General features: G+C 63.9%; 38 protein-coding genes and 1 tRNA gene. 16 read left to right on the top strand and 23 right to left on the bottom strand.

Going from position 1 to position 26,768, the window contains the following annotated elements; translation table 11 throughout:
* A partial coding sequence (locus NKH30_RS29385) for a helix-turn-helix domain-containing protein (protein ID WP_352997696.1) occupies positions 1–462 on the bottom strand: 462 nt, incomplete at its 3' end.
* Positions 463–823: 361 nt separating this feature from the next.
* Here NKH30_RS29385 and NKH30_RS29380 point away from each other — a divergent pair.
* Positions 824–1,456: an HAD family hydrolase gene (locus NKH30_RS29380; protein ID WP_352997695.1), complete on the top strand. Its 633-nt coding sequence runs from the start codon at positions 824–826 to the stop codon at positions 1,454–1,456.
* A gap of 22 nt (positions 1,457–1,478) precedes the next feature.
* On the opposite strand, the gene NKH30_RS29375 is transcribed toward NKH30_RS29380, so the two are convergent.
* The 7 genes from NKH30_RS29375 to ureC form a co-directional block, all read right to left on the bottom strand.
* Positions 1,479–2,246 carry a class II aldolase and adducin N-terminal domain-containing protein gene (locus NKH30_RS29375; RefSeq protein ID WP_352997694.1) on the bottom strand — a complete coding sequence of 256 codons (768 nt, stop codon included), beginning with the start codon at positions 2,244–2,246 and terminating at the stop codon, positions 1,479–1,481.
* Between the two features lie 81 nt (positions 2,247–2,327).
* Positions 2,328–2,969 (bottom strand): urease accessory protein UreG, encoded by a 642-nt coding sequence (gene ureG / locus NKH30_RS29370; protein WP_352997693.1) that lies wholly within the window; start codon positions 2,967–2,969, stop codon positions 2,328–2,330.
* Positions 2,966–3,406 (bottom strand): DUF3995 domain-containing protein, encoded by a 441-nt coding sequence (locus tag NKH30_RS29365; protein ID WP_352997692.1) that lies wholly within the window; start codon positions 3,404–3,406, stop codon positions 2,966–2,968. The genes ureG and NKH30_RS29365 overlap by 4 nt, the downstream gene beginning before the upstream one ends.
* Positions 3,403–4,098, bottom strand: a complete 696-nt coding sequence (locus NKH30_RS29360) for an urease accessory protein UreF (RefSeq protein WP_502901195.1) — start codon at positions 4,096–4,098, stop codon at positions 3,403–3,405. The genes NKH30_RS29365 and NKH30_RS29360 overlap by 4 nt, the downstream gene beginning before the upstream one ends.
* Positions 4,085–4,660: an urease accessory protein UreE gene (locus tag NKH30_RS29355; protein WP_352997691.1), complete on the bottom strand. Its 576-nt coding sequence runs from the start codon at positions 4,658–4,660 to the stop codon at positions 4,085–4,087. The genes NKH30_RS29360 and NKH30_RS29355 overlap by 14 nt, the downstream gene beginning before the upstream one ends.
* 57 nt (positions 4,661–4,717) lie before the next feature.
* Positions 4,718–5,311 carry a hypothetical protein gene (locus tag NKH30_RS29350; RefSeq protein ID WP_352539912.1) on the bottom strand — a complete coding sequence of 198 codons (594 nt, stop codon included), beginning with the start codon at positions 5,309–5,311 and terminating at the stop codon, positions 4,718–4,720.
* 47 nt (positions 5,312–5,358) lie between these two features.
* Positions 5,359–7,071, bottom strand: a complete 1,713-nt coding sequence (gene ureC / locus NKH30_RS29345; protein ID WP_502895709.1) for an urease subunit alpha — start codon at positions 7,069–7,071, stop codon at positions 5,359–5,361.
* A gap of 179 nt (positions 7,072–7,250) precedes the next feature.
* Here ureC and NKH30_RS29340 point away from each other — a divergent pair, with 179 nt between their 5' ends.
* Positions 7,251–7,634, top strand: a complete 384-nt coding sequence (locus tag NKH30_RS29340) for a hypothetical protein (protein ID WP_352997690.1) — start codon at positions 7,251–7,253, stop codon at positions 7,632–7,634.
* Positions 7,635–7,760: 126 nt separating this feature from the next.
* Complete coding sequence (locus NKH30_RS29335) at positions 7,761–8,255, top strand: hypothetical protein (protein ID WP_023677007.1); 495 nt, start codon at positions 7,761–7,763, stop codon at positions 8,253–8,255.
* 26 nt (positions 8,256–8,281) lie between these two features.
* Here NKH30_RS29335 and NKH30_RS29330 read toward each other — a convergent pair whose 3' ends face one another.
* The 5 genes from NKH30_RS29330 to NKH30_RS29310 are packed head-to-tail and all read right to left on the bottom strand — an operon-like array spanning position 8,282 to position 10,673.
* Positions 8,282–8,587, bottom strand: coding sequence for an urease subunit beta (locus tag NKH30_RS29330; RefSeq protein ID WP_023677008.1), 306 nt, complete (start codon positions 8,585–8,587; stop codon positions 8,282–8,284).
* Between the two features lie 7 nt (positions 8,588–8,594).
* Complete coding sequence (locus tag NKH30_RS29325; RefSeq protein ID WP_352615150.1) at positions 8,595–9,188, bottom strand: HupE/UreJ family protein; 594 nt, start codon at positions 9,186–9,188, stop codon at positions 8,595–8,597.
* A gap of 35 nt (positions 9,189–9,223) precedes the next feature.
* Positions 9,224–9,481, bottom strand: coding sequence for a DUF1272 domain-containing protein (locus NKH30_RS29320; protein ID WP_352997689.1), 258 nt, complete (start codon positions 9,479–9,481; stop codon positions 9,224–9,226).
* A gap of 18 nt (positions 9,482–9,499) precedes the next feature.
* Complete coding sequence (locus NKH30_RS29315; RefSeq protein WP_352771138.1) at positions 9,500–9,802, bottom strand: urease subunit gamma; 303 nt, start codon at positions 9,800–9,802, stop codon at positions 9,500–9,502.
* 28 nt (positions 9,803–9,830) lie between these two features.
* Entirely contained in the window at positions 9,831–10,673 is an 843-nt protein-coding gene (locus NKH30_RS29310) for an urease accessory protein UreD (protein WP_352615097.1), read from the bottom strand.
* A 202-nt stretch (positions 10,674–10,875) separates the two neighbouring features.
* On the opposite strand from NKH30_RS29310, the gene NKH30_RS29305 reads away from it, so the two are divergent.
* From NKH30_RS29305 to NKH30_RS29295, 3 genes are all read left to right on the top strand, one after another.
* Entirely contained in the window at positions 10,876–11,130 is a 255-nt protein-coding gene (locus NKH30_RS29305; protein WP_023677013.1) for an acyl carrier protein, read from the top strand.
* A gap of 4 nt (positions 11,131–11,134) precedes the next feature.
* Positions 11,135–12,343, top strand: coding sequence for a beta-ketoacyl-[acyl-carrier-protein] synthase family protein (locus NKH30_RS29300; RefSeq protein WP_352744792.1), 1,209 nt, complete (start codon positions 11,135–11,137; stop codon positions 12,341–12,343).
* Positions 12,344–12,478: 135 nt separating this feature from the next.
* Positions 12,479–13,183, top strand: coding sequence for a glutathione S-transferase family protein (locus NKH30_RS29295; RefSeq protein ID WP_023677015.1), 705 nt, complete (start codon positions 12,479–12,481; stop codon positions 13,181–13,183).
* A 21-nt stretch (positions 13,184–13,204) separates the two neighbouring features.
* Here the strand turns inward: NKH30_RS29295 and NKH30_RS29290 are convergent, their stop codons facing one another.
* The 4 genes from NKH30_RS29290 to NKH30_RS29275 form a co-directional block, all read right to left on the bottom strand.
* Positions 13,205–13,333 (bottom strand): hypothetical protein, encoded by a 129-nt coding sequence (locus NKH30_RS29290; protein WP_302893450.1) that lies wholly within the window; start codon positions 13,331–13,333, stop codon positions 13,205–13,207.
* Positions 13,320–13,580: a hypothetical protein gene (locus tag NKH30_RS29285; RefSeq protein ID WP_352750554.1), complete on the bottom strand. Its 261-nt coding sequence runs from the start codon at positions 13,578–13,580 to the stop codon at positions 13,320–13,322. Before NKH30_RS29285 ends, NKH30_RS29290 begins: the two co-directional genes overlap by 14 nt.
* 70 nt (positions 13,581–13,650) lie before the next feature.
* Positions 13,651–14,271 carry a nucleoside triphosphate hydrolase gene (locus NKH30_RS29280; protein ID WP_352997688.1) on the bottom strand — a complete coding sequence of 207 codons (621 nt, stop codon included), beginning with the start codon at positions 14,269–14,271 and terminating at the stop codon, positions 13,651–13,653.
* A gap of 76 nt (positions 14,272–14,347) precedes the next feature.
* Complete coding sequence (locus tag NKH30_RS29275) at positions 14,348–15,454, bottom strand: hypothetical protein (RefSeq protein ID WP_352997687.1); 1,107 nt, start codon at positions 15,452–15,454, stop codon at positions 14,348–14,350.
* A gap of 251 nt (positions 15,455–15,705) precedes the next feature.
* Here NKH30_RS29275 and NKH30_RS29270 point away from each other — a divergent pair, with 251 nt between their 5' ends.
* Positions 15,706–16,596 (top strand): D-alanyl-D-alanine carboxypeptidase family protein, encoded by an 891-nt coding sequence (locus tag NKH30_RS29270; protein ID WP_352997686.1) that lies wholly within the window; start codon positions 15,706–15,708, stop codon positions 16,594–16,596.
* Between the two features lie 33 nt (positions 16,597–16,629).
* Here the strand turns inward: NKH30_RS29270 and NKH30_RS29265 are convergent, their stop codons facing one another.
* Positions 16,630–17,436, bottom strand: coding sequence for an AraC family transcriptional regulator (locus NKH30_RS29265; protein WP_352619408.1), 807 nt, complete (start codon positions 17,434–17,436; stop codon positions 16,630–16,632).
* Between the two features lie 198 nt (positions 17,437–17,634).
* Here NKH30_RS29265 and NKH30_RS29260 point away from each other — a divergent pair, with 198 nt between their 5' ends.
* The 5 genes from NKH30_RS29260 to NKH30_RS29240 all read left to right on the top strand — a co-directional run bounded on the left by NKH30_RS29260 (position 17,635) and on the right by NKH30_RS29240 (position 20,788).
* Complete coding sequence (locus tag NKH30_RS29260) at positions 17,635–18,555, top strand: zinc-binding dehydrogenase (protein ID WP_352682358.1); 921 nt, start codon at positions 17,635–17,637, stop codon at positions 18,553–18,555.
* 163 nt (positions 18,556–18,718) lie between these two features.
* Positions 18,719–18,795 (top strand) — tRNA-Arg (locus tag NKH30_RS29255).
* Between the two features lie 262 nt (positions 18,796–19,057).
* The gene (locus NKH30_RS29250) at positions 19,058–20,032 is read left to right on the top strand and encodes a DUF2332 domain-containing protein (RefSeq protein ID WP_352997685.1); all 975 of its coding nucleotides are present in this window, start codon (positions 19,058–19,060) and stop codon (positions 20,030–20,032) included.
* Between the two features lie 274 nt (positions 20,033–20,306).
* Positions 20,307–20,516, top strand: a complete 210-nt coding sequence (locus NKH30_RS29245; protein WP_352474763.1) for a hypothetical protein — start codon at positions 20,307–20,309, stop codon at positions 20,514–20,516.
* Positions 20,517–20,554: 38 nt separating this feature from the next.
* Positions 20,555–20,788 carry a hypothetical protein gene (locus NKH30_RS29240; RefSeq protein ID WP_352474765.1) on the top strand — a complete coding sequence of 78 codons (234 nt, stop codon included), beginning with the start codon at positions 20,555–20,557 and terminating at the stop codon, positions 20,786–20,788.
* A 106-nt stretch (positions 20,789–20,894) separates the two neighbouring features.
* Here NKH30_RS29240 and NKH30_RS29235 read toward each other — a convergent pair whose 3' ends face one another.
* From NKH30_RS29235 to NKH30_RS29225, 3 genes are all read right to left on the bottom strand, one after another.
* The gene (locus NKH30_RS29235; protein ID WP_352474772.1) at positions 20,895–21,209 is read right to left on the bottom strand and encodes a hypothetical protein; all 315 of its coding nucleotides are present in this window, start codon (positions 21,207–21,209) and stop codon (positions 20,895–20,897) included.
* A gap of 73 nt (positions 21,210–21,282) precedes the next feature.
* Positions 21,283–22,581: a cytochrome P450 gene (locus NKH30_RS29230; protein WP_352997684.1), complete on the bottom strand. Its 1,299-nt coding sequence runs from the start codon at positions 22,579–22,581 to the stop codon at positions 21,283–21,285.
* Positions 22,582–22,631: 50 nt separating this feature from the next.
* Positions 22,632–23,159, bottom strand: a complete 528-nt coding sequence (locus NKH30_RS29225) for a metallophosphoesterase (RefSeq protein ID WP_352821632.1) — start codon at positions 23,157–23,159, stop codon at positions 22,632–22,634.
* Positions 23,160–23,416: 257 nt separating this feature from the next.
* Between NKH30_RS29225 and NKH30_RS29220 the strand changes: the two genes are divergently transcribed.
* Both NKH30_RS29220 and NKH30_RS29215 read left to right on the top strand, forming a co-directional pair.
* Complete coding sequence (locus NKH30_RS29220; RefSeq protein WP_352539898.1) at positions 23,417–23,746, top strand: hypothetical protein; 330 nt, start codon at positions 23,417–23,419, stop codon at positions 23,744–23,746.
* A gap of 94 nt (positions 23,747–23,840) precedes the next feature.
* Complete coding sequence (locus tag NKH30_RS29215) at positions 23,841–24,389, top strand: DNA-3-methyladenine glycosylase (protein ID WP_352539897.1); 549 nt, start codon at positions 23,841–23,843, stop codon at positions 24,387–24,389.
* Between the two features lie 33 nt (positions 24,390–24,422).
* Here the strand turns inward: NKH30_RS29215 and NKH30_RS29210 are convergent, their stop codons facing one another.
* The gene (locus NKH30_RS29210; RefSeq protein ID WP_352997683.1) at positions 24,423–24,845 is read right to left on the bottom strand and encodes a DUF3606 domain-containing protein; all 423 of its coding nucleotides are present in this window, start codon (positions 24,843–24,845) and stop codon (positions 24,423–24,425) included.
* Between the two features lie 23 nt (positions 24,846–24,868).
* Between NKH30_RS29210 and NKH30_RS29205 the strand changes: the two genes are divergently transcribed.
* Together NKH30_RS29205 and NKH30_RS29200 are read left to right on the top strand one after the other, a co-directional pair.
* Entirely contained in the window at positions 24,869–25,387 is a 519-nt protein-coding gene (locus NKH30_RS29205; RefSeq protein ID WP_352539895.1) for an EF-hand domain-containing protein, read from the top strand.
* Between the two features lie 170 nt (positions 25,388–25,557).
* The gene (locus NKH30_RS29200) at positions 25,558–25,899 is read left to right on the top strand and encodes an antibiotic biosynthesis monooxygenase family protein (RefSeq protein ID WP_352821576.1); all 342 of its coding nucleotides are present in this window, start codon (positions 25,558–25,560) and stop codon (positions 25,897–25,899) included.
* A 31-nt stretch (positions 25,900–25,930) separates the two neighbouring features.
* Here the strand turns inward: NKH30_RS29200 and NKH30_RS29195 are convergent, their stop codons facing one another.
* Positions 25,931–26,764, bottom strand: a complete 834-nt coding sequence (locus NKH30_RS29195) for an SMP-30/gluconolactonase/LRE family protein (RefSeq protein ID WP_352997682.1) — start codon at positions 26,762–26,764, stop codon at positions 25,931–25,933.
* Positions 26,765–26,768 lie beyond the last annotated feature (4 nt).

The following is a 26,768-nucleotide window of genomic DNA, read 5'->3' as shown; positions in this document are numbered from 1 at the left end:
GTTGTGTTTGCTGTCCCGGCCCTTTCTGTTTTTTGGGGTGGTCTTTTTTTGGGTGGTGTTTGCTCCGGGGGTGGTGCGGGGGGGGGGGGCGCGCCCCCCCCCCCCCCCCCCCCCCCCCCCCCGCGACCGCAGCCGCCGTTCGATCTCGGCCGCCGCCGCCTCGGCGACGCCTATGACGGTGGAGGAAGAAGAAGGGTCGCTCGGCACCACCTCGACCAGATCGAGCGCAAAGCACGATTTCAGCCGTGCCGCAAGGTCGAGGCAATTGGCGATCGGATGGTCGACGCGCACCTTGATCAGCCCTTCGGAGACTGCGAGCGACACCAGCCGCTGCGCCGTCTGCCGCGAGATGCCAAGCGTGGCGGCGATCTGGTCCTGGGTGTTGCCCGCGACATAATAGAGCCAGCCGGCACGCGCCGCGTCGTCCAGCCTGTTGCCGCCGCTGTCCTGCCGCGAATTCAAGTTCCTGCCTCCCAACCCCGCCGAGCATAAGAGGCGGAGCGCAGTAGTTTCGCAGGGAATGAACTTGCGCGCAATTGCCTATTGTAAGAGCAATTGCTTAGTGATGAAACTTGGGTGTTTGGAGCGAAGTGACAGGTCGACCCAGTCTCGTTGCAACAGCAAGGCTGTCGAGGTCGCACCAATCCCGGTTCTAAAGCGCGTTGCGTTCGATCGGCCTCATGCGACGCGTTTTAGGTTCCTTTTTATGCATGTCGTCATCGCAAAACCGCTGCACACTTTGCGCGACATGGATTAGCGGGGACGCGGCGGTTTATCTCGCGCGCTAAACGCTTTAAGGAATTTTTTGAGAATGGAGCCTTGCATGACACCGAAAGCGGTTTTCTGGGATATGGACGGCACGCTGGTCGACAGCGAGCCGCTGCACGAGGCGGCGCTGATTGCGGCGCTGCACAGCGTCGGCATCGCGCCGCCGGCCGACCTGCATGAGCGCGTGCTCGGCATCGCCGCATGGCCGGTCTACGAAATGCTGCGCGACGAGTTCGGCCTCGACCTGCCTTTCGACGACTGGATCGTGCGCAAATACGATCACTATCTGCCGATGGCCGAAACGCTGACGCCACGCACCGGCGCGATCGAGATTTTCAATGAGCTGCGCGCGCTTGGCGTGCCGCAAGCGGTGGTGTCCAACTCGGACAGACTGATCGTCGATGCCAATCTGCGCGCCGTAGGCCTCGTATATCCCGGCATGAAGACGGTCAGCCGCAACGACGTGCGTGAAGGCAAGCCGCATGCCGAACCTTTCCTGCGCGCCGCCTGGTTGGCCGACGTCGATCCCGCCGAGGCCGTGGCGGTCGACGACAGCGTGACCGGCGCCACGGCCGGGCTGGCGGCAAGGATGAGGACGATCTTCTGGCCGGAGGCGCCGATGGAGGGGCCGCCCGGCGCGATCGTCATTAACAGCGCCGCTGAATTGCGGGCCGAACTCGGGCTTTAAGCCAGCCCCGGCGGGACCGCCCTCAACTCCGGTAGGCAGGCTCCTGCTCGTCGAGGATCGCCTTCAGTTCGGAAAGGTGGCGCTCGGCCTGGCCGGGATAGTCTTCCTGTTCCGTTGCCGCTTTCTCCGCGATCTCATCCGACAGTACCCGCAGCGGCCGGCCGGTCCACAGCGCCTTGATATAGGTTTCGGCGGCGCGCTCGAAATAGAACATGCGGTTGAAGGTGTCGGCGACGCTGTCGCCGATGACCAGCACGCCATGGTTGCCCATCACCATCACCTTGACCTTCGGGTCGACAAGAAGCTGGGAGCAGCGCTCGCCCTCTTCCTCGAAGGCCAGCCCGCCATAATGAGCGTCGACGACATGGCGGTTGAAGAAGATCGCCGAGTTCTGGTCGACCGGCGGCAGCGTCGAGTCGGCGAGCGAGGCAAGCACGGTGGCGTGGATTGAGTGAACATGCATGACGCAGCGCGCATGACGCACGTTGCGATGGATGGCACCATGCAGGCCCCACGCCGTCGGGTCAGGCGCATTCGGGCCGACCAGCGTGTCGGGATCATTGGCGTCGATCAGAAGCAGATCGCTCGCCTTGATGCGCGAGAAATGCACCTGGTTAGGGTTCATCAGGAATTGCGAGCCATCGTCGTTGACCGCCAGCGAAAAATGATTGGCCACCGCCTCATGCATGTTAAGCCGCGCCGTCCAGCGGAAGGCGCAAGCCAGATCGACGCGCTCCTCATAGAACGCCAGGTTGGTCAGCACTTCCTTCTGCAGGCGCGTGATGCTCATCGTAAACCTCCGTGAAAGAAGCAAGGATGCCGCGCGGCTGGAACACGCGCAACCGGTTTCGTTTGGTGCAGGCGAGCGCCGTTATGCCGCCGTGCTGGTGGCAGTGCCGACCCTCAGCCCGCCATGTTCGACGATGAAATCTATCACCTCCTGAAGCCCTTTGCCGCGCGACAGGTCGGTGAAGCCGAACGGCCGTTTGCCGCGCATGCGGGCAGCGTCGCTTTCCATCACGTCGAGATTGACGTTCACATAGGGCGCAAGGTCGCTCTTGTTGATGACCAGGAAATCCGACCGTGTGATTGCCGGCCCGCCCTTGCGCGGGATCTCCTCGCCCTGGCAAACCGAGATGACATAAAGCGTCAGGTCGGCCAGGTCCGGCGAGAAGGTGGCGGCGAGGTTGTCGCCGCCCGATTCGATGAAGACGACATCGAGATCCGGGAATTTCTTGGTCATCTCGGCGATCGCTTGCAGATTGATCGAGGCGTCCTCGCGAATGGCGGTGTGCGGGCAGCCGCCGGTTTCAACACCCATGATGCGATCCTCGGGCAGCGCCTGAAGCCGGGCCAGCATCATGGCATCTTCCTTGGTGTAGATGTCGTTGGTGACGACAGCGATCGAGAACTCGTCACGCAGCGCCTTGCAGAGCTTTTCGGTGAGCGTCGTCTTGCCCGAGCCGACCGGACCGCCGATGCCGACGCGAAGAGGACCGTTGGGTGATATCATGCGGGGAACTCCGTGATCGCAAGAACGGCGAAGCCTGCCCCAATCAAAAGGCAGAGCGGCGAATAGTAGCGGACATCGAGCCGCGCGAAAGGCTGTTCGGGCGCCAGCCGTCGCCACCAGGGCGTGAAGCCGGCAATGCCGCGCGCCAGGAACACCAGCGCGATGAGCAGCGCCGTGGCGGCCAGTCCGGCCTCGGGAAAAGGCGTGGCAAAGATGCCCTCGAGCGCCATCGGCCACAGCGTCGCCAGGCCGAGGCAGGCGGCAACGGCGAAGCTGGCGAAGGGTGCCGGCATCTCGTCGACGCCATGAAAGCCGATGACCGCACGAGCGCAGGAGGCGGCGTCCCTGCCTGGCCAGATGCCGCCAATGCCCCAATAGACATGCAGTGCTGTGATCAACAGCAGGACGAGCGTGAGAGCGAAAGCGAGGACGATCATGAGCGGAACAGCCGCGAATACTGGGTCTCGTGCTTCATCGCCGTGACGTCGGAGATGAAAGCGCAGCCGCCGAGATCATCGAGGGTCGAGCCGGCAGCGCGGTCGGCCGTGGCCAGGGCAAGCGGTTCGAAGGCGGCCAGTAGCGTCATCGCGGCACTCTGGCCAACGATGCCAAGCCGGATCGCAGCCTGGACGAGATTGGAGAAGAAGGCCTGCAGAAAGGCCGCCAGGGCGTCCCCCAGCGCAATGCCGTGATCGCCGGCAACGGCGCCGACGGCAACGCAATAGGCACATTCGGCCGGCAGGCGATCCAGCACCTGGCACGGCCAGGCGAAGGCCGCCTTCAGGAAAGCAGAGCCCTGCAGCATGGTCTCGGCATGGCGCTCGCGCGAGCCTGCCAGAGCTTCGGCAAGGGCGACGATTTCATCGAGATCGCCGGTTTCGCGCGCCCTGCGCCAGCTTTCGGCAAACAGCACCGCATCATTCCAGCCCGAACCCATCTCGACCAGCGTTTCCAGCCACGCGGCGAGCTCTTTGCTGTCGGCAACCAGCCCGGCATGCACGGCTTGCTCGAGACCGTGGCTGTAGGAAAAGCCGCCGACCGGGAAGGAAGGCGACAGCCACGCCATCAGCCGCAACAAAGCAATATTGGAAGGCTGGGCAACGTTGGAAGGCTGGTCAGTCATGGTCATGGTCGTGCGAATGGCTGTGGGAATGCGATTCGGTATGGGTATGGGAATGCGCTTCGGCATGGCTGTGCGCATGCGCCTCGGCGTGAGAATGGCCATGGCCGGAATAAGCGCCGCGCACCGGCTTGAATGGCTCGGAGACGTCGCTCACCGTGGCGCCCAGCCCTTCCAGCATCGCCTTGATGACATGGTCGCGCAGGATGAGGATTCGGTCAGCCTCGATGCTTGCCGCGAGATGACGGTTGCCGATATGCCAGGCAAGTTCGGCCAGATGGACAGGGCCGCCGGCACGGATATCGTAGAGCGGCTCCTCGGCCGCGATGATCTCGATGTGGCGGCCATCCTCCAGCACCAGCCGGTCACCATGGTTCAAGGTCACCGGTTCGGGCAGGTCGACCAGCACTTTGTCGCTACGGGCCGTTTCGATGGCGCGACGGCGCAGATGCCGCTCGTCATGAGCAAGCACCGCACTGTCGTATGGCGTCGTGGTTCCGGCTTCGCCTGCGGCCAGGGCGGAGACGGCGCGCGGGAATTTGGTGAAGTCGGTGCGAATATCGAGCTTCATGTAAAAACTGCCTCTCCCAAAAAGCCTAGCCTATCGCATCCGCCGCCCCAATGGGGCTCAGACGATCGTGTCGAAGAGCCGCAGGATGAACGATATCTGATAGACGAGCGCGCCGGCGACAAAGGCGATATGGAAACGGCGGTCGCGCATTAGGATCGCAATGACGCAAAGCGCAACGAAAACCGGGGTGCGGATCAGATATTCGACGCCGAAATGGGCGAAATGCTCCGGCCCTTTCAGCAGCGTGTCGATCACGTCGAGCAGATAGGTCGCCGCCAGCAGGCCGAAGAACCAGGCCCGGCGCGAATAGAAGAAATCCTCATAGCTGGTGTAGTCCAGCATCGAATCCGGAAACAGCAGCGCGCAAAGCAAAAACAGCGTGACGGCGTAGAAGATGATGAACAGGTATTTGCCGAAGGTCCAATTCTCGATCTGGAACAGACCGAACTCCCACCACCAGAAATGCACCAGCATCAAAAGCACCGACGCAACCCAGGCGAGGTGCACGGGATAGAGCCGGTACTGGCCGGGATGCTGGACGATGCGGGCGAGCCCCGACAGCAGCCGTGTGACGCCAAGGCCGATCACCATGCCCAGGACGATGCGGATATGCGGGAAAATGTCGTGGGCGTAGGGGAGTTGCTGGTCCATAGGCCTGGCGCGGCATGTTCTACATCGGTCGTTCTAACGCCTATGGTTCAGAACAGGAAGTAGCGTTGCGCCATCGGTAGCACGGTTGCTGGCTCGCAGGTCAAGAGTTCGCCGTCGGCGCGGACCTCATAGGTTTCGGGGTCGACCTGGACATGCGGCGTGGCGTCATTGAGCACCATCGAATGCTTGCCGATGCCGCCGCGGGTGTTTTCGACCGCGACCATCTGCTTGTCGACGCCGAGCCTGCCGCGCAGGCCGGCGTCGAGCGCGGCCTTCGAAACGAAGGTCACCGACGAATTGGTCATCGCCTTGCCGTAGGCCCCGAACATCGGCCGGTAATGCATCGGCTGCGGCGTCGGGATCGAGGCGTTGGGATCGCCCATCGGGGCGGCGGCGATCATGCCGCCGATCAGCACCATGTCCGGCTTGACGCCGAAAAAGGCCGGATTCCACAGCACGAGGTCGGCGCGTTTTCCCACCGCCACCGAGCCGATGTCCTTCGACAGGCCATGCGCGATGGCCGGATTGATGGTGTATTTGGCGATGTAGCGGCGGACGCGGAAATTGTCGTTGTCGCCGGTCTCCTGCGGCAGCGAACCGCGCTGCCGCTTCATCTTGTCGGCGGTCTGCCAGCAGCGGATCGCCACTTCGCCGACACGGCCCATGGCCTGGCTGTCCGACGAGATGATCGAGAAGGCGCCGATGTCGTGCAGAATGTCTTCGGCGGCGATGGTTTCCTTGCGGATGCGGCTCTCGGCAAAGGCGATATCTTCGGGGATCGACGGCGACAGATGGTGACAGACCATCAGCATGTCGAGGTGTTCGGCCAGCGTGTTGATCGTGTAGGGGCGTGTCGGGTTGGTCGAGGACGGAATGACGTTAGGCAGGCCGCAGACCTTGATGATATCAGGCGCGTGGCCGCCGCCGGCGCCTTCGGTGTGGAAGGCATGGATGGTGCGGCCCTTGATCGCCGCGACCGTGTTTTCGACGAAGCCGGACTCGTTCAGCGTGTCGGTGTGGATCATTACCTGCACGTCGTAATCGTCGGCAACCGACAGGCAGCAGTCGATTGCAGCCGGCGTCGTGCCCCAGTCCTCGTGCAACTTCAGCGAGCAGGCGCCGGCAAGCACCATCTCCTCGAGCGCGGCGGGCAGCGACGCGTTGCCCTTGCCCGACAGGCCGATATTCATCGGGAAGGCGTCGAAAGACTGGATCATGCGCGCCAGATGCCACGGCCCAGGCGTGCAGGTGGTGGCCAGCGTGCCGTGCGCCGGGCCGGTGCCGCCGCCGAGCATGGTGGTGATGCCCGACATCAGCGCTTCCTCGATCTGCTGCGGGCAGATGAAGTGGATATGCGCGTCGAAGCCGCCGGCGGTCAGGATCTTGCCCTCGCCGGCGATAATCTCGGTGCCGGGACCGATGATGATGGTGACGCCGCCTTGGGTATCCGGATTGCCGGCCTTGCCGATCGCGGCGATACGGCCGTCCCTGAGGCCGATATCTGCCTTGACGATACCGGCGGTGGCATCGACGACCAGCGCATTGGTGATGACGGTGTCGACCGCGCCTTGCGCGCGCGACACCTGGCTCTGGCCCATGCCGTCGCGGATGACCTTGCCGCCACCGAACTTCACCTCCTCGCCGTAAAGAGTGAGATCCCTTTCGACCTCGATGAACAGCTCGGTGTCGGCGAGCCGGACCTTGTCGCCGACGGTCGGGCCGTACATCTGCGCATAGGCGGCGCGGGTGATTTTAGCCATCAGCAATTGCTCCCGAAATACAGCCCGAAAATACCGCTTGTCGAAGCCGGGCCCCACATTGCCGCCATCCTATGGTCACGCAATGACCCGCTGAGCGACACTTTCCGATCCCATTTAGCGTTTGAGGTGGCCGGGCCACCCCAAAACCACAATTTGCCAATCGATGGAAAGGAACATCCATGCGCAAAACGACCCTTCTGGCAGCCGCCGCCACGCTGGTGCTCGCAACCGCCGCCAGCGCCCAGCAACAGCCCGCGCAGCAGCCCAGTCCGGCGCCGGCCGCGCCTGCTCCTGCCACGCCCGGGGCGCAGCCGCAGGCGCCCACCATCCACGCGATCAACGTCGTCGATATCAAGGATCTGCCCGCGGACACTCAAGCCAAGGTCAACGAGGTCATCGCCAAGCGCAGCGATGCCGACCTGCAGAAACTGCGCGGCTCGATCGACGCGACACCGCAGGTCAAATCCGCGCTCGAAGCCAAGGGGCTCACCTCGGCGCATGTGATCGCCGCCAGCATGAGCACCAATGGCGCGCTGACGCTGATCACCAAGAAAGCGAGCTGACGAGACGAGGCGGCGGGCCGGCGCCCGGCCAGCCCGCCGCATCGCAAAGGGAACCTTCACGGGGGACGTTGCGTTTCGGTCCTGTCGCCCTGACACGAGCCTCGAAAAGGACCCTGAGAACGAGCGATGGCGATCACCACCTTCTCCGACACCAGATGGCTGCATGGGATTGCCGCGACCGCGTTTCTGGCAGCCAGCATTCCGCACGCCGCGCTGAACGCGCAGAGCCTCGACAGCGCCGAGACCGTCAACCGGATCGTCGGCTCGGAGGTCGGCCAGGAAGAGACCCAGACAAATGCGGAAGCCGGCAAGGTCAGTTCGGCGATCGACCGCACGCGTGAAAACATCGCCGCCGTGCGCAAGACATCCAAGCTCGACAAGGTCGATATCGTGTTTCTTACCGATGCCGCGCGCACCGAAGGCGGCCCGCCGCCGGCGATCGAAAACAAGGTCAGGCAACATCGGGACGACATCGCCGAGCTGCGCAAGGAGATCGAGGCGAACGCATTGCTGTTCAACGCCATCGATTCGCGGCGAGTGCAAACCGAGGACGTTCTGGCGGTGGAATTCGACGATCCGGGAAAGGTCGTCATCTATGCGGCGGCCAAGCCGCCCGGCTGAGCCGAAACTGCTCGACGCCTTCGATCTCACAGCGCGCCCATGATCTTCTGCTGAAATCCGTAGACCTCGCGCTTGCCGCCGAACGGCACCAGGGTAACGTCGCGCTCTTGGCCGGGCTCGAAACGCATGGCGGTGCCGGCAGCGATGTCGAGGCGCATGCCGCGGGCCTTGTCGCGATCGAATCTCAGTCCCTCATTGGTCTCGAAGAAATGATAATGGCTGCCTACCTGGATCGGCCGGTCGCCGCTGTTGGCTACCTTCAAGGTGACCGTCGCCAGACCCTTGTTCAGTTCGATCTCGCCGCTTGCCGTGATGATTTCGCCGGGGATCATCGCGGCCTCACACGACGCCGAAAGCGAGGCCGGCGCCAATCGCGGCACAAGCGGCGCCAGCGGCGCGGGCAAGCCCGCGGAAGCGCCAGCCGAGGCCGAGACCGGCCGCGATGCCGACGGCGTGGAGCAGTGCCGTGGCAACGGCAAAGCCCGCCATATAGCCGAGTCCGCCGGCATTCTCAGGCACCTCGGTGCCATGGGCATAGCCGTGGAACAGCGCGAACAGGCCGATGACGGCGACGCCGGCCGAGACAGGAAGATCGACGGCGAGCGCAACCAGCAGCCCGAGTGCCACGACGGACGCCAGTATCGCCGGCTCGACGAAAGGCATCGGCACATGCAGCATGCCAAGCACGCCGCCGGCCAGCATGACGCTTACGAAGGCCAGCGGCCATGCCCAGATCGCTTTGTCGCCCTTGAGCGCGGCCCATAGCCCGACGGCAATCATCGCCGTCATGTGATCGAGGCCGGAGAGCGGGTGGGAGAAGCCGGCGGTGAAGGACCAAACCGTGCCGACGCCGACATGGGCATAGGCTGGCATTGCTGCCGCCAGCAACAGGACCGCCGACAGCGTTGAGCGTTTCATCGTAGCGGGGATCATCGGCGTGCCTTCCATCTTTGAGATCATCATCCCTCTCACGCTGCCTTGCGGGCCGGACCGCAGCCCTCTGCCTTGAGGACGCGCTTGGTGGAGGCCGGATATTCCTTCAGCAGCGCTGCCGGACGGATCGGGCGGGCCGAGAAGTTGCCGCCGCAATTCGGACAGGCGCCGCCGAGCACGTTTTGTGCGCAGTCGGCGCAGAAGGTGCATTCGAAGGTGCAGATCACCGCATCCGTCGCGTCGGGCGGCAGATCCTTGTCGCAGCACTCGCAGTTGGGACGCAGCTCAAGCATTTCCTCTCCTTGGCGGTGTTATCTGATCGGCTCGTGCACGGTCACCAGCTTGGTGCCGTCTGGAAACGTCGCCTCGACCTGCACATCGTGGATCATTTCTGCAATGCCTTGCATCACCTGGGCCCGGGTGACGACATGGGCGCCGGCCTCCATCAGCTCGGCGACCGCGCGGCCGTCGCGGGCACCCTCGACGACGAAATCGGTGATCAGCGCGATCGCTTCCGGATGATTGAGCTTGACGCCGCGTTCGAGCCGCTTGCGGGCCACGATCGCCGCCATGGCGATCAGCAGCTTGTCTTTCTCCCTCGGCGTCAGATTCATGCTTTTTCCTGCGGTGGCACAATCGAAATCAGAGTGACCATAATTTGGGCAGGCCCGCCCGTCCGTTGAGCAATTCGACAAGCGGCACCAGCCGCTTGCGGAGCTGGTAGCCGTCCTCAGCGAACAGCCTCGCAAGAAGCTTGCCAGATTTCCGCACGCTCCAGAAACTGACGCCGCCCTGGCCGCCGACTATGCCCCGGGTCGGCTCGAGCAAAGCCTCTGCCCGTGGCGACACCATCAGCAGCGTCGCCACGGCGACGGCACCGCCGGCCGCTGCGGGACGGTTCAAGGTGGCCGCAATGTCCGGCCCGATGCGGAACTCCTCTGCATGGACCAGCGCCCCGTCCTGGCGGACGCGCCAGCGGTCGTGGAAATGGCCTTGCGAAGCCCGTTCACCCATGGCCAGGCGGCCGAAGACGGTAGCCTCCAGGATCAGCGCCTCGGCTCCGCTGGCAAGCTCCACGTCAAGGCTGCGGGCAAAGGCCGAGCGGTCGAAGACAATGGTTTCCTGTGGCAGCCAGGCAATGTGGCCGTCTTCCCCGACAGTCAGCTGCACCCGCACTTCGGCGCGGTCGGACGCGGCGCGATAGATTTTCTCGCAGGCCTGCGTTGTTATGGTTGCGGAGGCGCCGGCACCGACATCGACCTCCCAGGCGAGACGGTCGCCACCGGTCAGCCCACCGGCGGTGTTGATCAGGACGGCTTCGAGCGGATCGGCCGAGACCGCCGGCATGCGGATCTTGGCCGAACCGTCCTGGTACAGACGCCGAAGACGCGTGCGGCCCCCGTTCCAGTCGCAGCCAAGCCGCGCGACGCCGGCAACACGCTGGGCCGCCGGCACTGAAGTCAAGCTATATGCGATCGTATCCACGACGCCAACGTTAAGCACTGCGGCGGCTTTGTCGATATATAGCTTGTTGCTTGACAGCGTTTCGGTTTCTATAGAGGGAGCCACCTTGGTACGGTCACCGGCGCCTGGCGGGGGTAAAAGGCGACGATGACGACGTAATCGAGGACAAAAGGGGCGCTGATCAGTTGGCGTCGGGAAACGACAGAGTTGGGGAAGAAACCGAATGGCTGACCAGCTGGCAAACGATATCATCGCCAAGATCAAGGCTCATGCCGAGCCGGGCGGCGAGGAAATCACCACCAGTACCGAACTGACCGCCCTTGGCATCCATTCGCTGGAACTGACGGAGATCATCTTCGATCTCGAGGAAGAGTATGGCATCGAAATCGAGATGAACACTGTCGATGCCTGGAGCAATCTGAAGAATGTCGGCGACATGGTCGAGGCGGTTCGCGCGCTGATCGCGAAAAAAGCCTGACTGAATGCACAAGCGCGTCGTCATCACGGGCATCGGCGGATTATGCGGGCTCGGCACCAATGCATCGGCAATCTGGAATGAAATGCGCGCCGGCCGTTCGGCAATCGGCGCGATCGACAATCCGCTGCTGCATGATCTGAAGGTCAAGGTCGGCTGCGAAATCAAGGCGCTTCCCGAGCACGGCATCGACCGCAAGCAGGTCGTGTCGATGGACCGCTTCAGCCTTCTGGCGACGATCGCCGCGCGGGAGGCGGCACAGCAGGCGGGATTGAACCCGCACGCGGCCAACACCTACCGGATGGGCACCATCGTCGGCGTCGGCGTCTGCGGCTGGGAGGCAATCGAAGAGAACTATCGCGCCATCCTGCTCGAAGGCAAGAACCGCGCCGGCATCTTCACCGTCCCGAAAGTAATGCCGGGCGCTGCAGCCGGCCATGTCAGCATGAATCTTGGTCTGCGCGGGCCGGTGTTCGGCATCACCTCTGCCTGCTCGTCATCCAACCACGCCATTGCCTCGGCGGTCGATCAGATCAGGCTCGGCCGGGCCGACGTCATGGTCGCCGGCGGCACCGATGCGCCGCTGGTCTGGGGCATACTCAAGGGCTGGGAGGCCCTGCGGGTATTATCGCCGGACACCTGCCGGCCGTTTTCGGCCGACCGCCAGGGGCTCGTGCTCGGCGAAGGCGCCGGCATGGTGGTGCTGGAAACATATGAGCATGCCATGGCGCGCGGCGCCGCCATCCTTGCCGAAATCGCCGGCGTCGGCCTTTCCGCCGACGCCTCCGATATCGTCGCGCCAACCATCGAAGGGCCTGAGGCGGCGATGCGCTTCTGCCTCGTCGATGCCGGGCTCAATCCCGAGGACGTCGACTATCTCAACGCGCATGGCACCGGCACCAAGGCTAACGATCAGATCGAGACGGCGGCGATCAAACGCGTGTTCGGCGGCCATGCCTACAAGCTTTCGGTGTCCTCGACCAAATCGATGCACGCCCACTGCCTCGGCGCCTCCGGCGCGCTGGAAATGATCGCCTGTGTGATGGCGATCCGCGAAGGCATCGTGCCGCCGACCGCCAATTATCGGGAAGCCGACGCCGACTGCGATCTCGACATCACGCCGAACGTGGCGCGCGAACGCACCGTGCGCACCGCGATCAGCAACAGCTTCGCCTTCGGCGGCACCAATGCGGTGCTGGCGGTAAAGGCCGTGTGACCGCACCCCTTGCGGGTCCTTCACCGGGGCCGGCGAAACTTTCCATGCGCATATTGATCGCGCCAGGCGTCGCGCCTAACTCTCTGCGACCCGCCATGACCGTGCCGCTCGGCGCGGTCCCTACCAGGAGTTTCGATGACCGATCTGTCCGCGTTTCCGATTGCCAGGCGCTGGCCGGCGAGCCACCCCGACCGCATCCAGCTTTATTCGTTTCCGACGCCGAACGGGGTGAAGATATCGATCGCGCTGGAGGAACTTGGCCTGCCTTACGAGCCGCATGCCGTCGATATCGGCAAGAACGAGAGCTGGACCCCGGAATTCCTGTCTTTGAACCCGAACGGCAAGATACCGGCGATGATCGATCCGGACGGCCCGGGCGGCAAGCCGATCGGCTTGTTCGAATCCGGCGCCATCCTGCTTTACCTCAGCGACAAGACCGGCAAGCTGGTGCCGGCAGACGCGACGCTGCGTTATGAGACGATCCAGTGGGTGTTCTTCCAGATGGCTTCGATCGGGCCGATGTTCGGCCAAGTCGGATTCTTCCACAAATTCGCTGGGCGCGAAATCGCCGACAAGCGCCCGCTGGAACGTTATCGCGACGAGTCGCGACGGCTGATCGGCGTCCTCGAAACGAGGCTCAAGGGCCGCAGCTGGATCATGGGCGACGATTACACCATCGCCGATATTTCGATGCTTGGGTGGGTGCGCAATCTGATCGGCTTCTACGAGGCGCGGGAACTCGTCGGTTTCGACGATTTCCCCAGCGTGGGCGCATGGCTGGAGCGTGGCCTCGCCCGGCCGGCGGTGCAGAGGGGCCTCACCATTCCGGCCAGAAGCTGATCTTACGTCGATTCCGCTCGGCTATTTTGCCTTGGTCCGGGGTTTTGAGCCGCCCTTGCCGACTACGGAAGCAGCAAGCGACGCCGCACCTTTGGCGGTGGCAAGCACGGCACCGGCGGCGACATTGGCCGTTGCTTTAACAGTGCGCATTGCGCTGCCTGCGATCGATCCTCTGCTGCTTGCCGATCTTTTGGGCTTGGGTGCAGCGGCTTTGGCCGCGGCAGGCATCACCTTTTTCGGCGCCGCCTTGCCAAAGCTGGGCTTTGCCGCATCCTTGGAGCGGGCCGCCGCTGCCGGGCCGGCGCTGGTTTTCACTCGAGTGGCTTTTGATCGTGTTGCCCTGCCCTTGGCGGGCGCAGGCTTTCTTGCCATGGTTTCCATCGAACGGTTCCCTCATGGGCACAATTGCCGTGTCCGGGATAACGGCCTGAAACTGTCAAGGTTCCGGCCGGGCGGTTCCTTGCAAGTCAGGCCAGGTCGCCGACCACCAGGTCGGCGGGCCGCCGACGGGCAAGCACGCGGTCGATGTTCGGCATATCGTTAGAGGCGATCCAGGCGCGCGCGTCCTCGTCGGAGCGGCCGTGCTCGTGCCATCGCGCCAGCAGTCGGCTCTCGAGCTCGGCGCGCGGCACATCGACAAAGATCGAGAAGTCGAACAGCGGCGCCAGCCGCGTCCAGGGTTCCTCGTCGAGCAGGAGATAATTGCCTTCGACCAGAATGAATTTGGTGTCGGCGGCGATGATCGCAGCAGCGGCGCGCGACAGCTCCATGCTGCGGTCGAAGACCGGGATGGCGATATCCGGCTCGCCGGCGCGGATGCGCCTCAGCAGCGCTTCGAAGCCGGCAAAATCAAAGGTTTCCGGGGCGCCTTTTCGCGCGCGAAGGCCGCGCCGCTCGAGAACGGCATCATCGTAATGGAAGCCATCCATCGGCACGACTTCCGCCGTGCCTTCCGGCAGCAAGTCGTGCAAGCCTGCCGACAATGTCGATTTGCCGGCGCCGGGAGGGCCCGCAATGGCAACGATGAAGCGCGGCGCCTTGCCGGCGCGCTTGAAAATGGCAGCAGCGATATGGGCGATTTCTGACATTGGCCCCCTTACGGTGGTTCTGGCGCATTTTGGCGGCAGTTTTCGAAAATTTCAAACGCCGGATTGTGCCAAGCCTTCAATCGGGCCTGGATTGACCGATCCGCAGGAAATCGCCGTCGAAGCCGATGTCGCGCACGGCACCGTCAGCCGCCAGGATGCGCATGCGGCCCGGCGAGGTCGTGACGTCGTGCGGCGGCTCGCCGGATGGCCATGGCAGTGCGCCGATGACATGGCGGAACGAAAAGCGGCGCCCTTCGGAAAGGGCAAAGGCGGTCGCCACGCCTTCGCGCTTCAGCCAATTGTCGCCGAGCGATGCGGCGTGGCCGACGGCCGTGCGGCCGTCCTCGATGCCGAGCACGCCGCGGTGGCGGCCGCTCCACGGCGCATAGTCGCGCCCGCCATTGCTGACCCACAGCATGGTGACCGGCAGTTCGGCCGGGTTCTTCAGCACCAGCACGAGGTCGGCTTCCGCCTGGCGCGCCAGCGCCGTCCAGCCCGGTCCGCCATGGTCGGCTTCGACCAGCGTGACGAAGTCCTCACGCAGCTGGTCCATGCGATAGGTGGTCAGGTCAATCGTGCCGCCGTCGGCAGTGGGAAAGCGCGTCAGGTCGGCGGTTCGCGCCGGGTAGGCGAGCAAAGAGCGGCCGCGGGCCGGATCGGGCTCCGGCGCCTCACTCGGCGTTGCGGCAAGGCGCTTGGGCGAGAAGGCCAGCCTGCCGCCGGCCGTCATCACCGTCATCGGGTGGTGGGCGACGGGGATGGCGCCGGCCCCGCCGGAAAAGACGTGTTCCTGATAGAGAAAGGGATGATCGTCGCGCAAGGTCAGGATCTTGTCGACGGTTGCGCCCATGACCGGGTGCTGCAGGCGGAAGACGGCGCGCCAGCCGTCGGCCGTTGCCGCGCTGTCGACGACGTCCCAGCGACTATTTGCCGGCCAGCCATGCAAAGGTGCCGCTTCGACGTCGCTGATCGAGAACGGCGCGCAGAGGAAATCGCCGGACAGGTGGACCGTCCCTTCGGGCAGATCTTTCGGCAGCATCTCGCGCGGCTCGCTGACCCAGGGTGCGCGATGCAGCGGCTTCAGCCGGCGGCCATCGATATCGACCGTCATGTCGGGGAGATGGCCGACGGCAAGATCGACCGATACCGAAATGCCCTTCGCCGTGATCGTGACCGTATCCATGTGCACCTACCGATTCTGCCAGCCCGATTCTGCCAGCCCGATTCTGGCGGCCCGATTCTGTCGGCGCCAGCAAAGCCCACTCGCCGCCGGTTGCGCAAGCGCGGTGGCCGGCAATTCACCTCAGGCGGCGCCACGTCGGCCTGTGGACAGGGCACCGTTCGAGGGCCAGACCGATATTAACCAAATGGACTGTGCCTTTGCGTTAAGATAGCTTCGCCTCGTCTCAGAAACTGCCTGCCTTCGGAACTGACTTGTCCGCCTTCCGGTTCTTTTCGTCCATCCACAAATGCGTCGCTGTGCTGGCGCTGCTGCTGTTTGCTGCCGGCTGCACGACTGTCACGCCGCCCGACAGCGTGCTGGCGGTACCGGCGCCGCCGCAGAAATATGCCGCCATGGTCATCGATGCCGGCACCGGCAATACGCTGTTCGAGGTCAATTCGACGGCGCCGCGTTATCCGGCGTCGTTGACCAAGATGATGACGCTCTACCTTCTGTTCGAGGCGCTGGATTCTGGCCGCATCAGCAAGGAGACACAAATCCCGGTGTCGGACAATGCCGCCCGGCAGCCGCCGACCAAGCTGCGGTTCAGGCGCGGCGAGACCATCGACGTCGATTCGGCGATCCGCGCCATCGTCGTCAAATCGGCCAATGACGTGGCGGTCGCAATTGCCGAATATCTCGGCGGCAGCGAAGAGGCGTTCGCCGGCATGATGACCGCCAAGGCGCGCCAGATCGGCATGAGCAGCACCGTGTTCCGCAATGCCTCGGGCCTGCCGGACGGTGACCAGCACACGAGCGCGCGCGACATGGCGGTGCTCGGCATGGCGCTGCACACCCGCTTCCCGCAGCATTTCCACTATTTCTCTGAAAGCGACTTCATGTTCCGCGGCAGGCTGGTGCGCGGCCACAACGACATGCTCGGCCGGGTGCGCGGGGTCGACGGCATCAAGACCGGCTACATCAGGGCTTCGGGCTTCAACATCGTCACCTCCTATAATGCGGACGGGCACAGGCTGATCATCGTGGTGATGGGCGCCGACAGCGCGCGCCAGCGCAACGACCACGTCGAGGCGCTGATCCAGCGCAGCCTGTTGCCGACCTCCGAGGCAAAGACGCGGCTGCTGTATGCCGAGGAGCAGTGAGAGGTGACGTCCGAGTGTTGACCGCGTACGGGTTCAGGCGACAAACGCAGAGCCGCCGTTTTGCGCGACACTGCTGAGATACTTTGCCGGCGGCTTGCCAAGCGCTTTCTTGAACATGGTGATGAAGGCGGTGACCGATTCGTAACCGAGATCGGCCGAAACCTGCTGCACGCTGGCGCCGGAGGCCAGCTCGCGCATTGCGACGATCAGGTGCAGTTGCTGGCGCCAGCGCCCGAAGGTCAGCCCTGTCTCTTTCACCACGAGACGTGCGAGACTGCTCTCGCTGAGCGCGACGCGACTGGCCCATTCCGCCAGGGTGCTGCGATCGGCAGGATCTTGCGCCAACGCCGCCGCGATGCGCCTCAAGCGCGGCTCGGACGAGATCGGCAAATGCAGCTGCTGGACAGGCATGCGCGGCAGTTCGGTGAGCAGAGCCCTGGTCAGGAGCTCGCCCCTCGCGTCATCGTCCTCAACGCGATCCGTCAGCTCTATGATGAGCTCGCGCAGCAACGGCGTGATCGAAAGCGTGCAGCACCGGTCCGGCAAGTCGGTAGCTCCCGGTTCGATATAGACGAAGAAAATCCGGGCATTGGCGGTCGCGATATTGCTGTGCTCCATGTCGCCGGGAATCCACACCGCGCAATGCGGCGGCACCATCCACAGGCCGCTGGGGACGCGACATGTGACGCCACCGCCCAGCGCGAAGACGAGTTGCCCTTTGCGGTGGTGGTGGTCCGGCACCTCCGCCCTGGTTTCGGTAACGTCAACGCGCACGGCGATTGCCGGGGCGAGGACATCATCCGGATCGAAAGGCCAGGGGTAGCGGAGAGGCTGCCTCATATTGACTGATTTTAGCGATCGACTGCCAAGATATCTAAATTAATCACACAGGAAAGTCGATAGTTTAGGGATGAGCTACTCAGAAGCCGACAGGCGGGCTTCCAGTCATGCCCTGCTTGCGTTCTGAACGTCGGACCAACAAGCCCGGCGCACGAAAACAGGCTGGCGTCCGCCACGCAGCAAGAAGGGACGATACCGATGCTCGCCTTGGTCACATCTTCCGACAGCGCCACCGGGTTGCGGCTCGCCGAGCTTGGTGAGCCCGAGCCCGCCCCGCATGAGGCGCTGGTCTCGGTCCGGGCAGTCTCGCTGAACCGCGGCGAACTGCGCCTGCTCAACATCCGTCCGAACGGCTGGGTGCCTGGCCAGGACGTCGCCGGAATTGTCGAGCGCGCCGCGGCCGACGGCTCCGGGCCGGCCGTCGGCGCCCGGGTTGCGGCTCTGGTCGACGAGGCCGGGTGGGCCGAACGGGTCGCCGTTCCGACCGACCACCTCGCCGTCCTGCCGGACGACGTCAGCTTCGTCTCCGCCGCCACTGTTCCGGTCGCGGGCACGACCGCGCTGCGGACCCTGCGCCTCGGCGGTGACCTGGCCGGCCAGCGGGTCCTGATTACCGGCGCAAGCGGCGCGGTCGGCCGGTTCCAGATCCAGATCGCCCGCCAGCAGGACGCGTCGGTGGTGGCCGTCGCCGCTGAGCGGCATGCCGACGATCTCCGCGGTCTCGGAGCCGAGCGGGTCGTCGAAACGATCGAGCTGGCCGAAGGACTGTTCTCGCTGATCACCGAATCGGTGGGCGGCGATAGCCTCGCCCACGCGATCGAACGGATCGCGCCCGGCGGGACAGTCGTCATGTTCGGCTCGAGCAGCGGCGAACTCACGCCCATCGGCTTCCGCCAGTTCGTTCCGGGGCACGAAGGCGCTCGGCTGCAGACCTTCGCCTACTACGCCTCCGGTCCGGAGGTTGGCGCTGACATCGCCTCGCTGCTCGCGCTGATCGCAGCCGGCCGGCTCGAAACGCGTGTGGTCCTGACCGTGCCGTGGCGGGACGTCGGCCAAGCCCTCGACGCGCTGCGGCAGCGCAGCATCAGCGGCAAGGCAGTGCTTACCGTGACAGAATGAGCAGGCGGTGGCGCCGGACGGGACGATGTCTGTCTCCTCCGGACTGCTACGGCAACTTGAGCCCGCTGGCGATTGCCCGTTGAAGCCGGCGCCTGCTTCCGCTAAGAAGCCGTGGCTGGCCGGTTTACCGGCTGGTTCGTTTTTGGGATCACCGATCCTGAAGGCACCCGTAGCTCAGCTGGATAGAGCGCTGCCCTCCGAAGGCAGAGGTCACAGGTTCGAATCCTGTCGGGTGCGCCAAATCTCAAATTGTCCAACCCGGAGACATGGGTTGCGGTTTATACCGGAGACATGGTGGACCGCACCCCTGGGCGAGACACCAGTTCCCCAGATTTTGGATTGCGCACAGCCTCCTAGCGCAACGGTTAAGCAGGCGACCGCGGCAAGTCCGCGGGGGTCAAGCCTGTGTAAAAACGCCGGGCCTGGCTCCAATCAGATCCGTGGATCGTGTACTGTGATGAGACGTCGGGACCGAGGATCAGCGGATATGGACGAGGAGGGCTTGGCCGAGATCTTAGCCCGATATATTCGCTTCGCCGATACGGAAGCTCGCGGTCGCTCGCCGCTCTACGAGGAGTTGGCTCGGGCAGTCGCTGGGGATCGGGAGGCGCTCGGTTTCCTGTCGACTCTTCCGGACCTAAAGCGGCAACCGAACCTTCTACTTGCAGCGGTGCGTCACCTGTTCGGCACGCCGACAGGGTGGACCGAGCTTCGCCAGGCGCTTCAGGCTAATCCCGACGCTATCCGCTCGCTCATGCTCGAGCGCTCAACGCAAACCAACGAGCCGGGAAGATGCGCCACCCTGCTCCCCGTCCTGGCGCGTTTGCCGCAGCCGCTGGCCCTCATCGAGGTCGGGACCTCCGCAGGGCTCTGCCTCATGCCCGACCTCTACGGCTATGACTACGGACGCAAGGTGATCCGCGCACCTGCAATGGCCTTGGAGCCGCCTGTCTTCCGATGCCTCGCCAGCGAAACAACGCCATTGCCGACGGCCTTGCCGCAAGTCGTCTGGCGGGCGGGATTGGACCTGAGCCCGATAGATGCTTCGGACGACTCGCAAGTCGCATGGCTTGAGACACTGGTCTGGCCGGAACAGACAGCACGGCTTGCCAATCTGCGGGCGGCCCTAAAGATCGCTGCCACAGTCAAACCTCGGGTGGTGAAGGGCGACCTGCGCGGGAGCGACCTCGTGCAACTCTGCAACCAAGCGCCAAACGACGCTACACTCGTCATCTTTCACACAGCCGTCCTCGACTATGTCTCCGACCTTGGTGACAGAGAAGCTTTCGCCGAGCAGGCGATGCGTCTCGCGCCTTATTGGGTATCGAACGAGTTCCCTCGCGTCTTCCCGTCCATCGCCACACGCACCGGAACAAGCTGGCCGCCTGGCCGCTTCCTCCTATCTGCGAACGGCTCCCCTCTAGCTTGGACTGACCCGCATGGCGCCTCGCTCGAATGGATCGCGGACGAGGCGTAGGCTATAGGTGGTGGATTGCCGTCCTTGGCCAGAGACGCCACCAGTTCTCAGTTTCATCTATGCTCGTTTGCCACTGCTTGCGTCTTGAATTCGCGGCAAGCGCCCTTCGGACTTGCTATCGGGCGGTTGAAAGAAGGAACGGCGCGCAGGGCGCGCGAAGACCGCATCCGCAGTCGGGAACCACAGCTATCGGCAAGCCGTTTACGCTGCAAACCCGCCTGTCGATCCTCAGAGCCGGGCGAGTTCTCCGAGATCCACAAATTGGAGATTGATCATGACTAGCGCTGCCGACCGCGATCCACGCCACCACACGCAGAAAATGCAGAAAAAGTTGGAGGAGGTGAAGCAGCACCTTCGCGAGGACATCGAGAAGGTCGATGAGCCGCAGCTGAAGGCGATGTTCGAGACGTCTGCCGAGGTGATCGGCGGTCTCCAGAAGGCGTTCCAGGACTATGAACAGAAGAATGAACCCGCTTGGCGTTAAACGGCTTCTTCGCGGGTAGGTTTCAAAGGAGCGCCCCCGTGCCTGCACCACCTGAAATGGATGTCGTCCTCGAAAAGCTGCCTTTGAGGATCGGCGCCTATATCCCCGACGACTTGCTGGAGGACTGGTTTGCGCCGGGAACCGGCATGAACCCGGTCAGCAAAGAGGCGCTTGCCACCGCCAAGAACTATGGCTGGCGCTTCGAATGCGAGTTCAAGCATTACCCCGACCGCAAGGAGGGCGTGTTCTGGAAGTGGGTGCCGGCGATCTGACCGGCGCTGGACGGTTCATCGTTCCGCGGAAACGCAGAACCTGTCTATCTTATTGTTTGACGCAAATACCGGACGGAAAACCGCTTCACACTTTTCCTGGAATTGCTCAGCCTCCGCCTATCGGCGTCATCACCTTGCCGGTTCCGCCGCATTCGGGGCAGGTGCGGCCGTCGATCATGCCTGACCCTGCACAGCGGCGGCAAATATTCTCGCCAGCGCCTGGAGTGCCTGCGGGGACTTCGTCCGTGTTGGTCTGAGCGGCTTGCCGGGGGTTGCCCTGCAGCTTGTTTCTCAGCCGGGCGACCCAGCCTTCGTCGACCTCGAGCGGCCTGCTGCTGTCGTCCGGCAGGCCTTCGCCGGATTGGCCGATGGTTTCATTGCGCGGCCGGTCGTTCGCGCCTGTCGTGATCTTCTGAGCCATTGCGTTTGCCTTTACGCCTTGCAATTTTCGAACGCCTCAGCTCCGCAGAGGTTCCGGTTCGACCGGCAGCCTTTCAGCGGGGTGTTTGCCGCACATTATCTATCCTGAACCCGGATTTCGGCCGCGCCGGCATGCGGGCAAGCGAGACGGTCATATCCTGATCAGGCACCTGGTAGGCCATCGACCGCGTCAGCAGGCGAACCGCTTCTATGATCAGCGCGACGGTGACGGCTTCTCCGGGGCAGCGATGGGTAGTCGCCGGATCTCCGCCGCCATGCGGGATGAAGTCGAAGCCGTGGGTTTTCCAGCTCAAGCCGCGCTCCGGGATAAATCGGTCCGGCTCCACAAACAGGCGCGGATCATGGTTGGTGCCGTGCAGGTCGAGCAGGACCCAGTCGCCTTGGTGGAAACGGTAGCCCTTCCATTCGAAGGGGTGGCGGGCGCGGCCGCCGATGAACGGGAAGAACGGGTAGAGCCGGCGAATCTCCTCGGCGAAGGCTTCCAGCCCGTCGTCATCGCCGGCGGCGAACTTGTCATACCATTGGCGGTGCTGGTGAAGCGCCAGCGCCGCAAACATGATGAAGCGGCCGATGGCGACGATTGGACGGATAATGTTGATGATTTCGACCGCGGCACTGGCAAGATCGAGCGGCATTCCCTCGGCATCGACATGTTCGCTGACCAGGCGGACCGGGCTGTTTGCCGGCAAATCAAGCGCGCCGCTTCGAACGCGCCGTACAAGCTCGCCGATAGTGCGTTCGGTCCGGCGTCGCCGCCACAGCGCCAGCACGGTCGACGGCCCAATGCCGCCGGCGTTCTCGACCATGCCGCTGAGCTCGCGGCAGAGTTCGGCGCGATCCTTGTCGGCGGGGATGCCGGCCCAAGCCGCTGCCGCCTGGGTCAGGACGAGGTTTACGGCGTCGAACAGGACGATCTCGTCACGCCGCTGCCAGTCTTCCAGCTGGTCGAGCCAGGCGCGACGGAAGGTTGCGCGGAGCCGCTCGATCTGGTCACCATCCAACAGGATCGACAGGAAAAGCGCCTTGCGGTGGCGGTGAGCGGCGCCGTCGAGCGCCTGGACGCTGCCCTTGTCCTGCAGCAGACGCAGCGTGGTCTGCGGCATCGCACCAATTCGGGTGAAGTGGTCGCCGCCATAAAACATCTCGGCAGCCTCGGCACCACGGACACAGATTGCCGGCCGCAGCATCAGGCGCGTCGCAAAGATGTCGGTGTTCATGCGCCGGCAGCGGGCCGAAATGAAGTCATAGCCCTCGCGCAGCAGGGCCAAGGTGCTGTCGAACGCGGCATCGCGCGGGATGGGCTTTGCGACACGCTTGCCGCCGTCGGCATCGATCAGTTCACGTCTGTTCATGGCGTGCTCCCTGGCGTTGAAATTCCTCAACGCACGGCCGGCACTTTCGATCACTCGACTTTTTGACGGCTTTGCCGCGCCGCCCTTCGGCCGCGGCTGGCAAGCATGGTGGTCAGCGTGACCGGACGAAAATCCCAGCTGTCGACGCCGACGTCATACTGGCGCGTGACCGGGGTCAGCCTGCCGTGGGAATGGCCATGCAGGTCGATCGATTTCCTGCCGATCTGGTTCCAGGTGCGAAAAGGGTAGTGACAAAGGATCAGCAGACTGCCGTCGAGCGCCAGCTCCTTGTAGTGTTGCGTGCTCGCCCAACCTGTGGCCTCGATGGTGGCCGCAGCATCGTTGTTGCCGATGATCAAATGCTTGCTGCCATGAAGAGACGCCAGAAGCGACGACACGAACGCGGCCGATCCCCTGGCAAAATCGCCGAGATGCCAGACCTCGTCGTCCGGCCCGACAGTCTCGTTCCAGAACGCAACGAGCGACCGGTCATGTTCCGCCAGCGAGCCGAACGGGCGGCGGTCGATGCGCAAAATGCGCGGGTCGCTGAAATGCGTGTCGGCGGTGAAGTAGATCATGCGCTGGAGCCTGTTTCGAACTGCCGATCTGGGCGCGTGGCGCACCAAGTCCATGTTGCTCTCCCGATGCTTGCTCAACCCGCTCGATCGCCGGTTGTTCCTGGAAGCAGGCCCAGGCGGTTTCCGCTCGTTGGCACTTTGAAACGGGGGAACTTTGAACCGGGGAACTTTGAACCGGGGAATTTTGAAACGGGGGAACTTTGAAATGAGACGCAGGTTAGAATGCTTGAGGCCGATGCTCTGAAAGGACCTCGACGATGACCGACGCAGCACCTCTTGGGCGAAGCCCGGCTCAAGCGCGGGGCGATATCGACGCCGGGCGCGAAGGGGACAAGACCCCGGGCATCGACCCGGCTGCGGCTCCCATGGAGACCGACGCGGAATCAGCCGGCAACGCTCCGCCGAAGAGCCCTGCCGCGCGCCATGAAACGGCGAAGTTTACCAACCAGGCGAGCTATGCCAATGCGATGCGCCCGCTGACGGATGAGCCCGACGTCCAACCGAGCAGATATTGGCCGGTGCTGGTGATTGCCGCCATCGTCGTGCTGGCCGCGGCGGTTTTCATCGGCGCAGCCATGCTGCGCTGAATACCTTCATCCGAGAGCTGTGGCTGGACATTTCGTGTCCGGTCCGGGAACTTGCTGACGCGCCAGGTCCAGGCGCGATCGAGTCTGCCGCACAATGACCACGACCCATCGTTTCTTTGCCCGTGACGCCACCACCGTGGCGCGCGACATGATTGGCGCCTCGCTGCTCTTGCACGGCGTTGGCGGCATCATCGTCGAGACCGAGGCCTATCGCCCGGATGACCCGGCTTCGCATGCGTTCGGTGGCAGGACGGTGCGCAACGGCGCAATGTTCGGCGCCCCAGGCAGCGCGTATGTCTATCGCTCCTATGGCCTGCATTGGTGCCTCAATGCCGTGTGCCTGCCCGGCAGTGCCGTGCTTGTCCGCGCAATCGAACCGCAATCCGGGCTGGAGGTGATGCGGGCCAATCGCGGCGTTGACGATCCCCGGCTGCTTTGTTCGGGACCGGGTCGCCTTTGCCAGGCGCTGGCAATCGACAAATCCCATGACGGGCTGCCGCTGGACGTGCCGCCATTCGAATTCAGGCAGCCGGGCGACGCCAGCGCCGTTCTGACAGGCCGCCGGATCGGCATTTCCAAGGCTGTCGATGCAGAGTGGCGGTTCGGCCTGCGCGGCTCGGACTATTTGAGCCGCAAGTTCTGACGCCCGCGGCAGCGGCAGAGCAGTTGCCTGGCATCACTCGTCGGGTTTGCCGAGATGCATGGATGTCGCCTGCTGGCGGGCTTCCCTGGTCACCTCGTCGGCTCCGGCAGGTGAAATCCCTCGCAATGCCTTCGCAGCTACGGTCAGGCGCCCGCGATCATTGCCGAAGCTCTTGATCAGCTGGCGGACCTGATCGGCGGTGATGCCGTTCTGTTGGGCAAAATACTCGACTTCACGGTCGTCTTCCGTAGAAACGCGGTCGCGCTCGCGGAAATCTCGCTTGCTCTTATCGTCGGCCATTTTTTCCTCCTGGTGGAGCGTCGCATCCATCCATGGCAACGTGGACAACGAGCTTTCGTTGCCGCGATCGGGCGGACTTTTCCGCCGTTGTGCCGACTGCCCAGGAACCATGAGGCGAGCAGCCGGTTTGGCTTGGATGCAGACATATTCGGCCACAATTCATACCGATGGAGAATACGATGACGCTCGCAAGCAAAACCACTGTAATTGTCGCGGCGCTGGCCATGTTGGCCGCGCCGGCATTCGGCCAGACGAGCCCACCTGCGCCCGCCGCGCCGGCACCGGATCGTGGCGCCGAACCGTCGCCCGGAGTGATCGGGCAGAGCCAGGATGCCATGCGCGATATGATGCGCCAGATGATGACTGAGATGCTGGAGGAGAGAATGCAGGAAGATCGCGCGCCCTGGACAGAACGGCGAGGTCCCGACCGCTGGCATCGCGACTACAGGATGGGCCCGCCTGAGCGAGGGTGGGAGATGGGAGGGCGCGGCGGCATTCCACGCGGGATGCATGGCGCGAAGATGCGAATGATGTTCGCCATAGTAGATGCGGACGGCGATGGCGCGCTTTCTCAGAGCGAAGTCCAGGATTTCGTCGGGCGAATATTCAACGCCGTCGATGAGGACGGTGACGGCAGCGTCGACATGCAGGAAATCCGGTCCTTCTTCCACGGAGGCGGCGCCGAGGATCAGGAGTAAGTCTCCTACCGGTCGGCAGGAGGCCTGTCTGGGGCAGCGCGAGCTCGTCGGCCGGGGAGGATAAAAAGTCGCCGGCAACTGGATACCAGGCTGCCAGCCGGGGAGATGCGTTCCTTGGCTGGCCTTGCCGAACGCCGCGGACCAATCAGACCAGCAGGAATTCATTGGCCATGACAGAGAAAGCTACGGAGAAAACCCCGACCATCGCTCGTATCTGGCGCGGCAGAACCGCGCCTGAAAAGGCGGATGCCTACGAGAGTTACAATTACGAGGCCGGCATCAAGCCGCTGATCGAGAAGGCGCTGGGCGTTCAGACCTTTCGCGAGGACACGCCGACCCATTCGGAATTCGTGACGATCTCCTATTGGGAAAACGTCGAGGCGATGGCGGCGTTCACCGGCGGCGATCCGACGAAAATCCACCATCTGGAGCGGGACGAAGAGTTCCTGATCGAGCTGCCGTCGCGGGTGCAGGTGTTGCGCATCCGCTCCAGTCACGGCCGCCTCCAATAGCCCTGAGGAACGCCGCCCGGTTCGGCCCGATCTAGGAAATCGCCTTCAAATCGATCTCGGTGATGTGCCAGCGGCCGAGATTTGCGGTGTAGAGCTTGTCGCCCTTGAAGGCGATGTTGGTTGGGTGGGCGAGCGTCGTTGCCGCCGGATCCTCGATCAGCACCTCGAGCCCGCTATCCTTTCGCCAGCGGTAGATGCGGCTCGGCTCGTAGCATGAGATGAACAGCGAACCGTCCGGCGCCAAGGCGACGCCATCGGGAACGTTGTTCACGCCGTCCACGACGAGCTGGCGAGGTCCTGCCGTGCCGTCGGCACGGATCGGCACATAGCTGACGCAGGCTGCATGGCTTTCCACGACGTAAAGCCCATCGCCACCCGGCGCCATCGCCATGCCGTTGGCGAAGGCCATGGTCTCGCTGCACCACAGGCCGCCTTCGCCGGTCTTAAAATCGTAGCGAAAAATGCCGGAGCGGTTGTCTTCGCCTACGCTGTCCGACACGTAGAGCCAGCCGCGCGCCTCGTCGATCACGGGATAGTTCGGCACGCGGATGCCCGCCGAGGCGAAGCGCGTCATATCAGCCGTCGCGGCATCCCAGCGAAAGGTCGCCGAATGTCTCAAATCGCATGCAAAACAGTTTCCCGCGCTATCGAAGGCGATGCCGAGCAGAAAGCCTTCCGTGCCGCCCATGCGTTCGACCGAGCCGCCATCGGCGGCCAAGCGCAGCAGGTCGCCGGTTTCGGTGCCGCACCAGATCGAGCCGTCGCGATGGATCGCCACGCCTTCCGGATGCGCGACGCGCGGGCTGGTGAAGATGCCATCGAAGAAGACCCTCGCGGCCGACATTTCGAGCAACGGCTTTGCCATGCGC

The organism is Mesorhizobium sp. M1273 (assembly GCF_040318195.1).
Lineage (GTDB): Bacteria > Pseudomonadota > Alphaproteobacteria > Rhizobiales > Rhizobiaceae > Mesorhizobium.
This window is presented reverse-complemented; position numbering and strand designations above follow the sequence as displayed.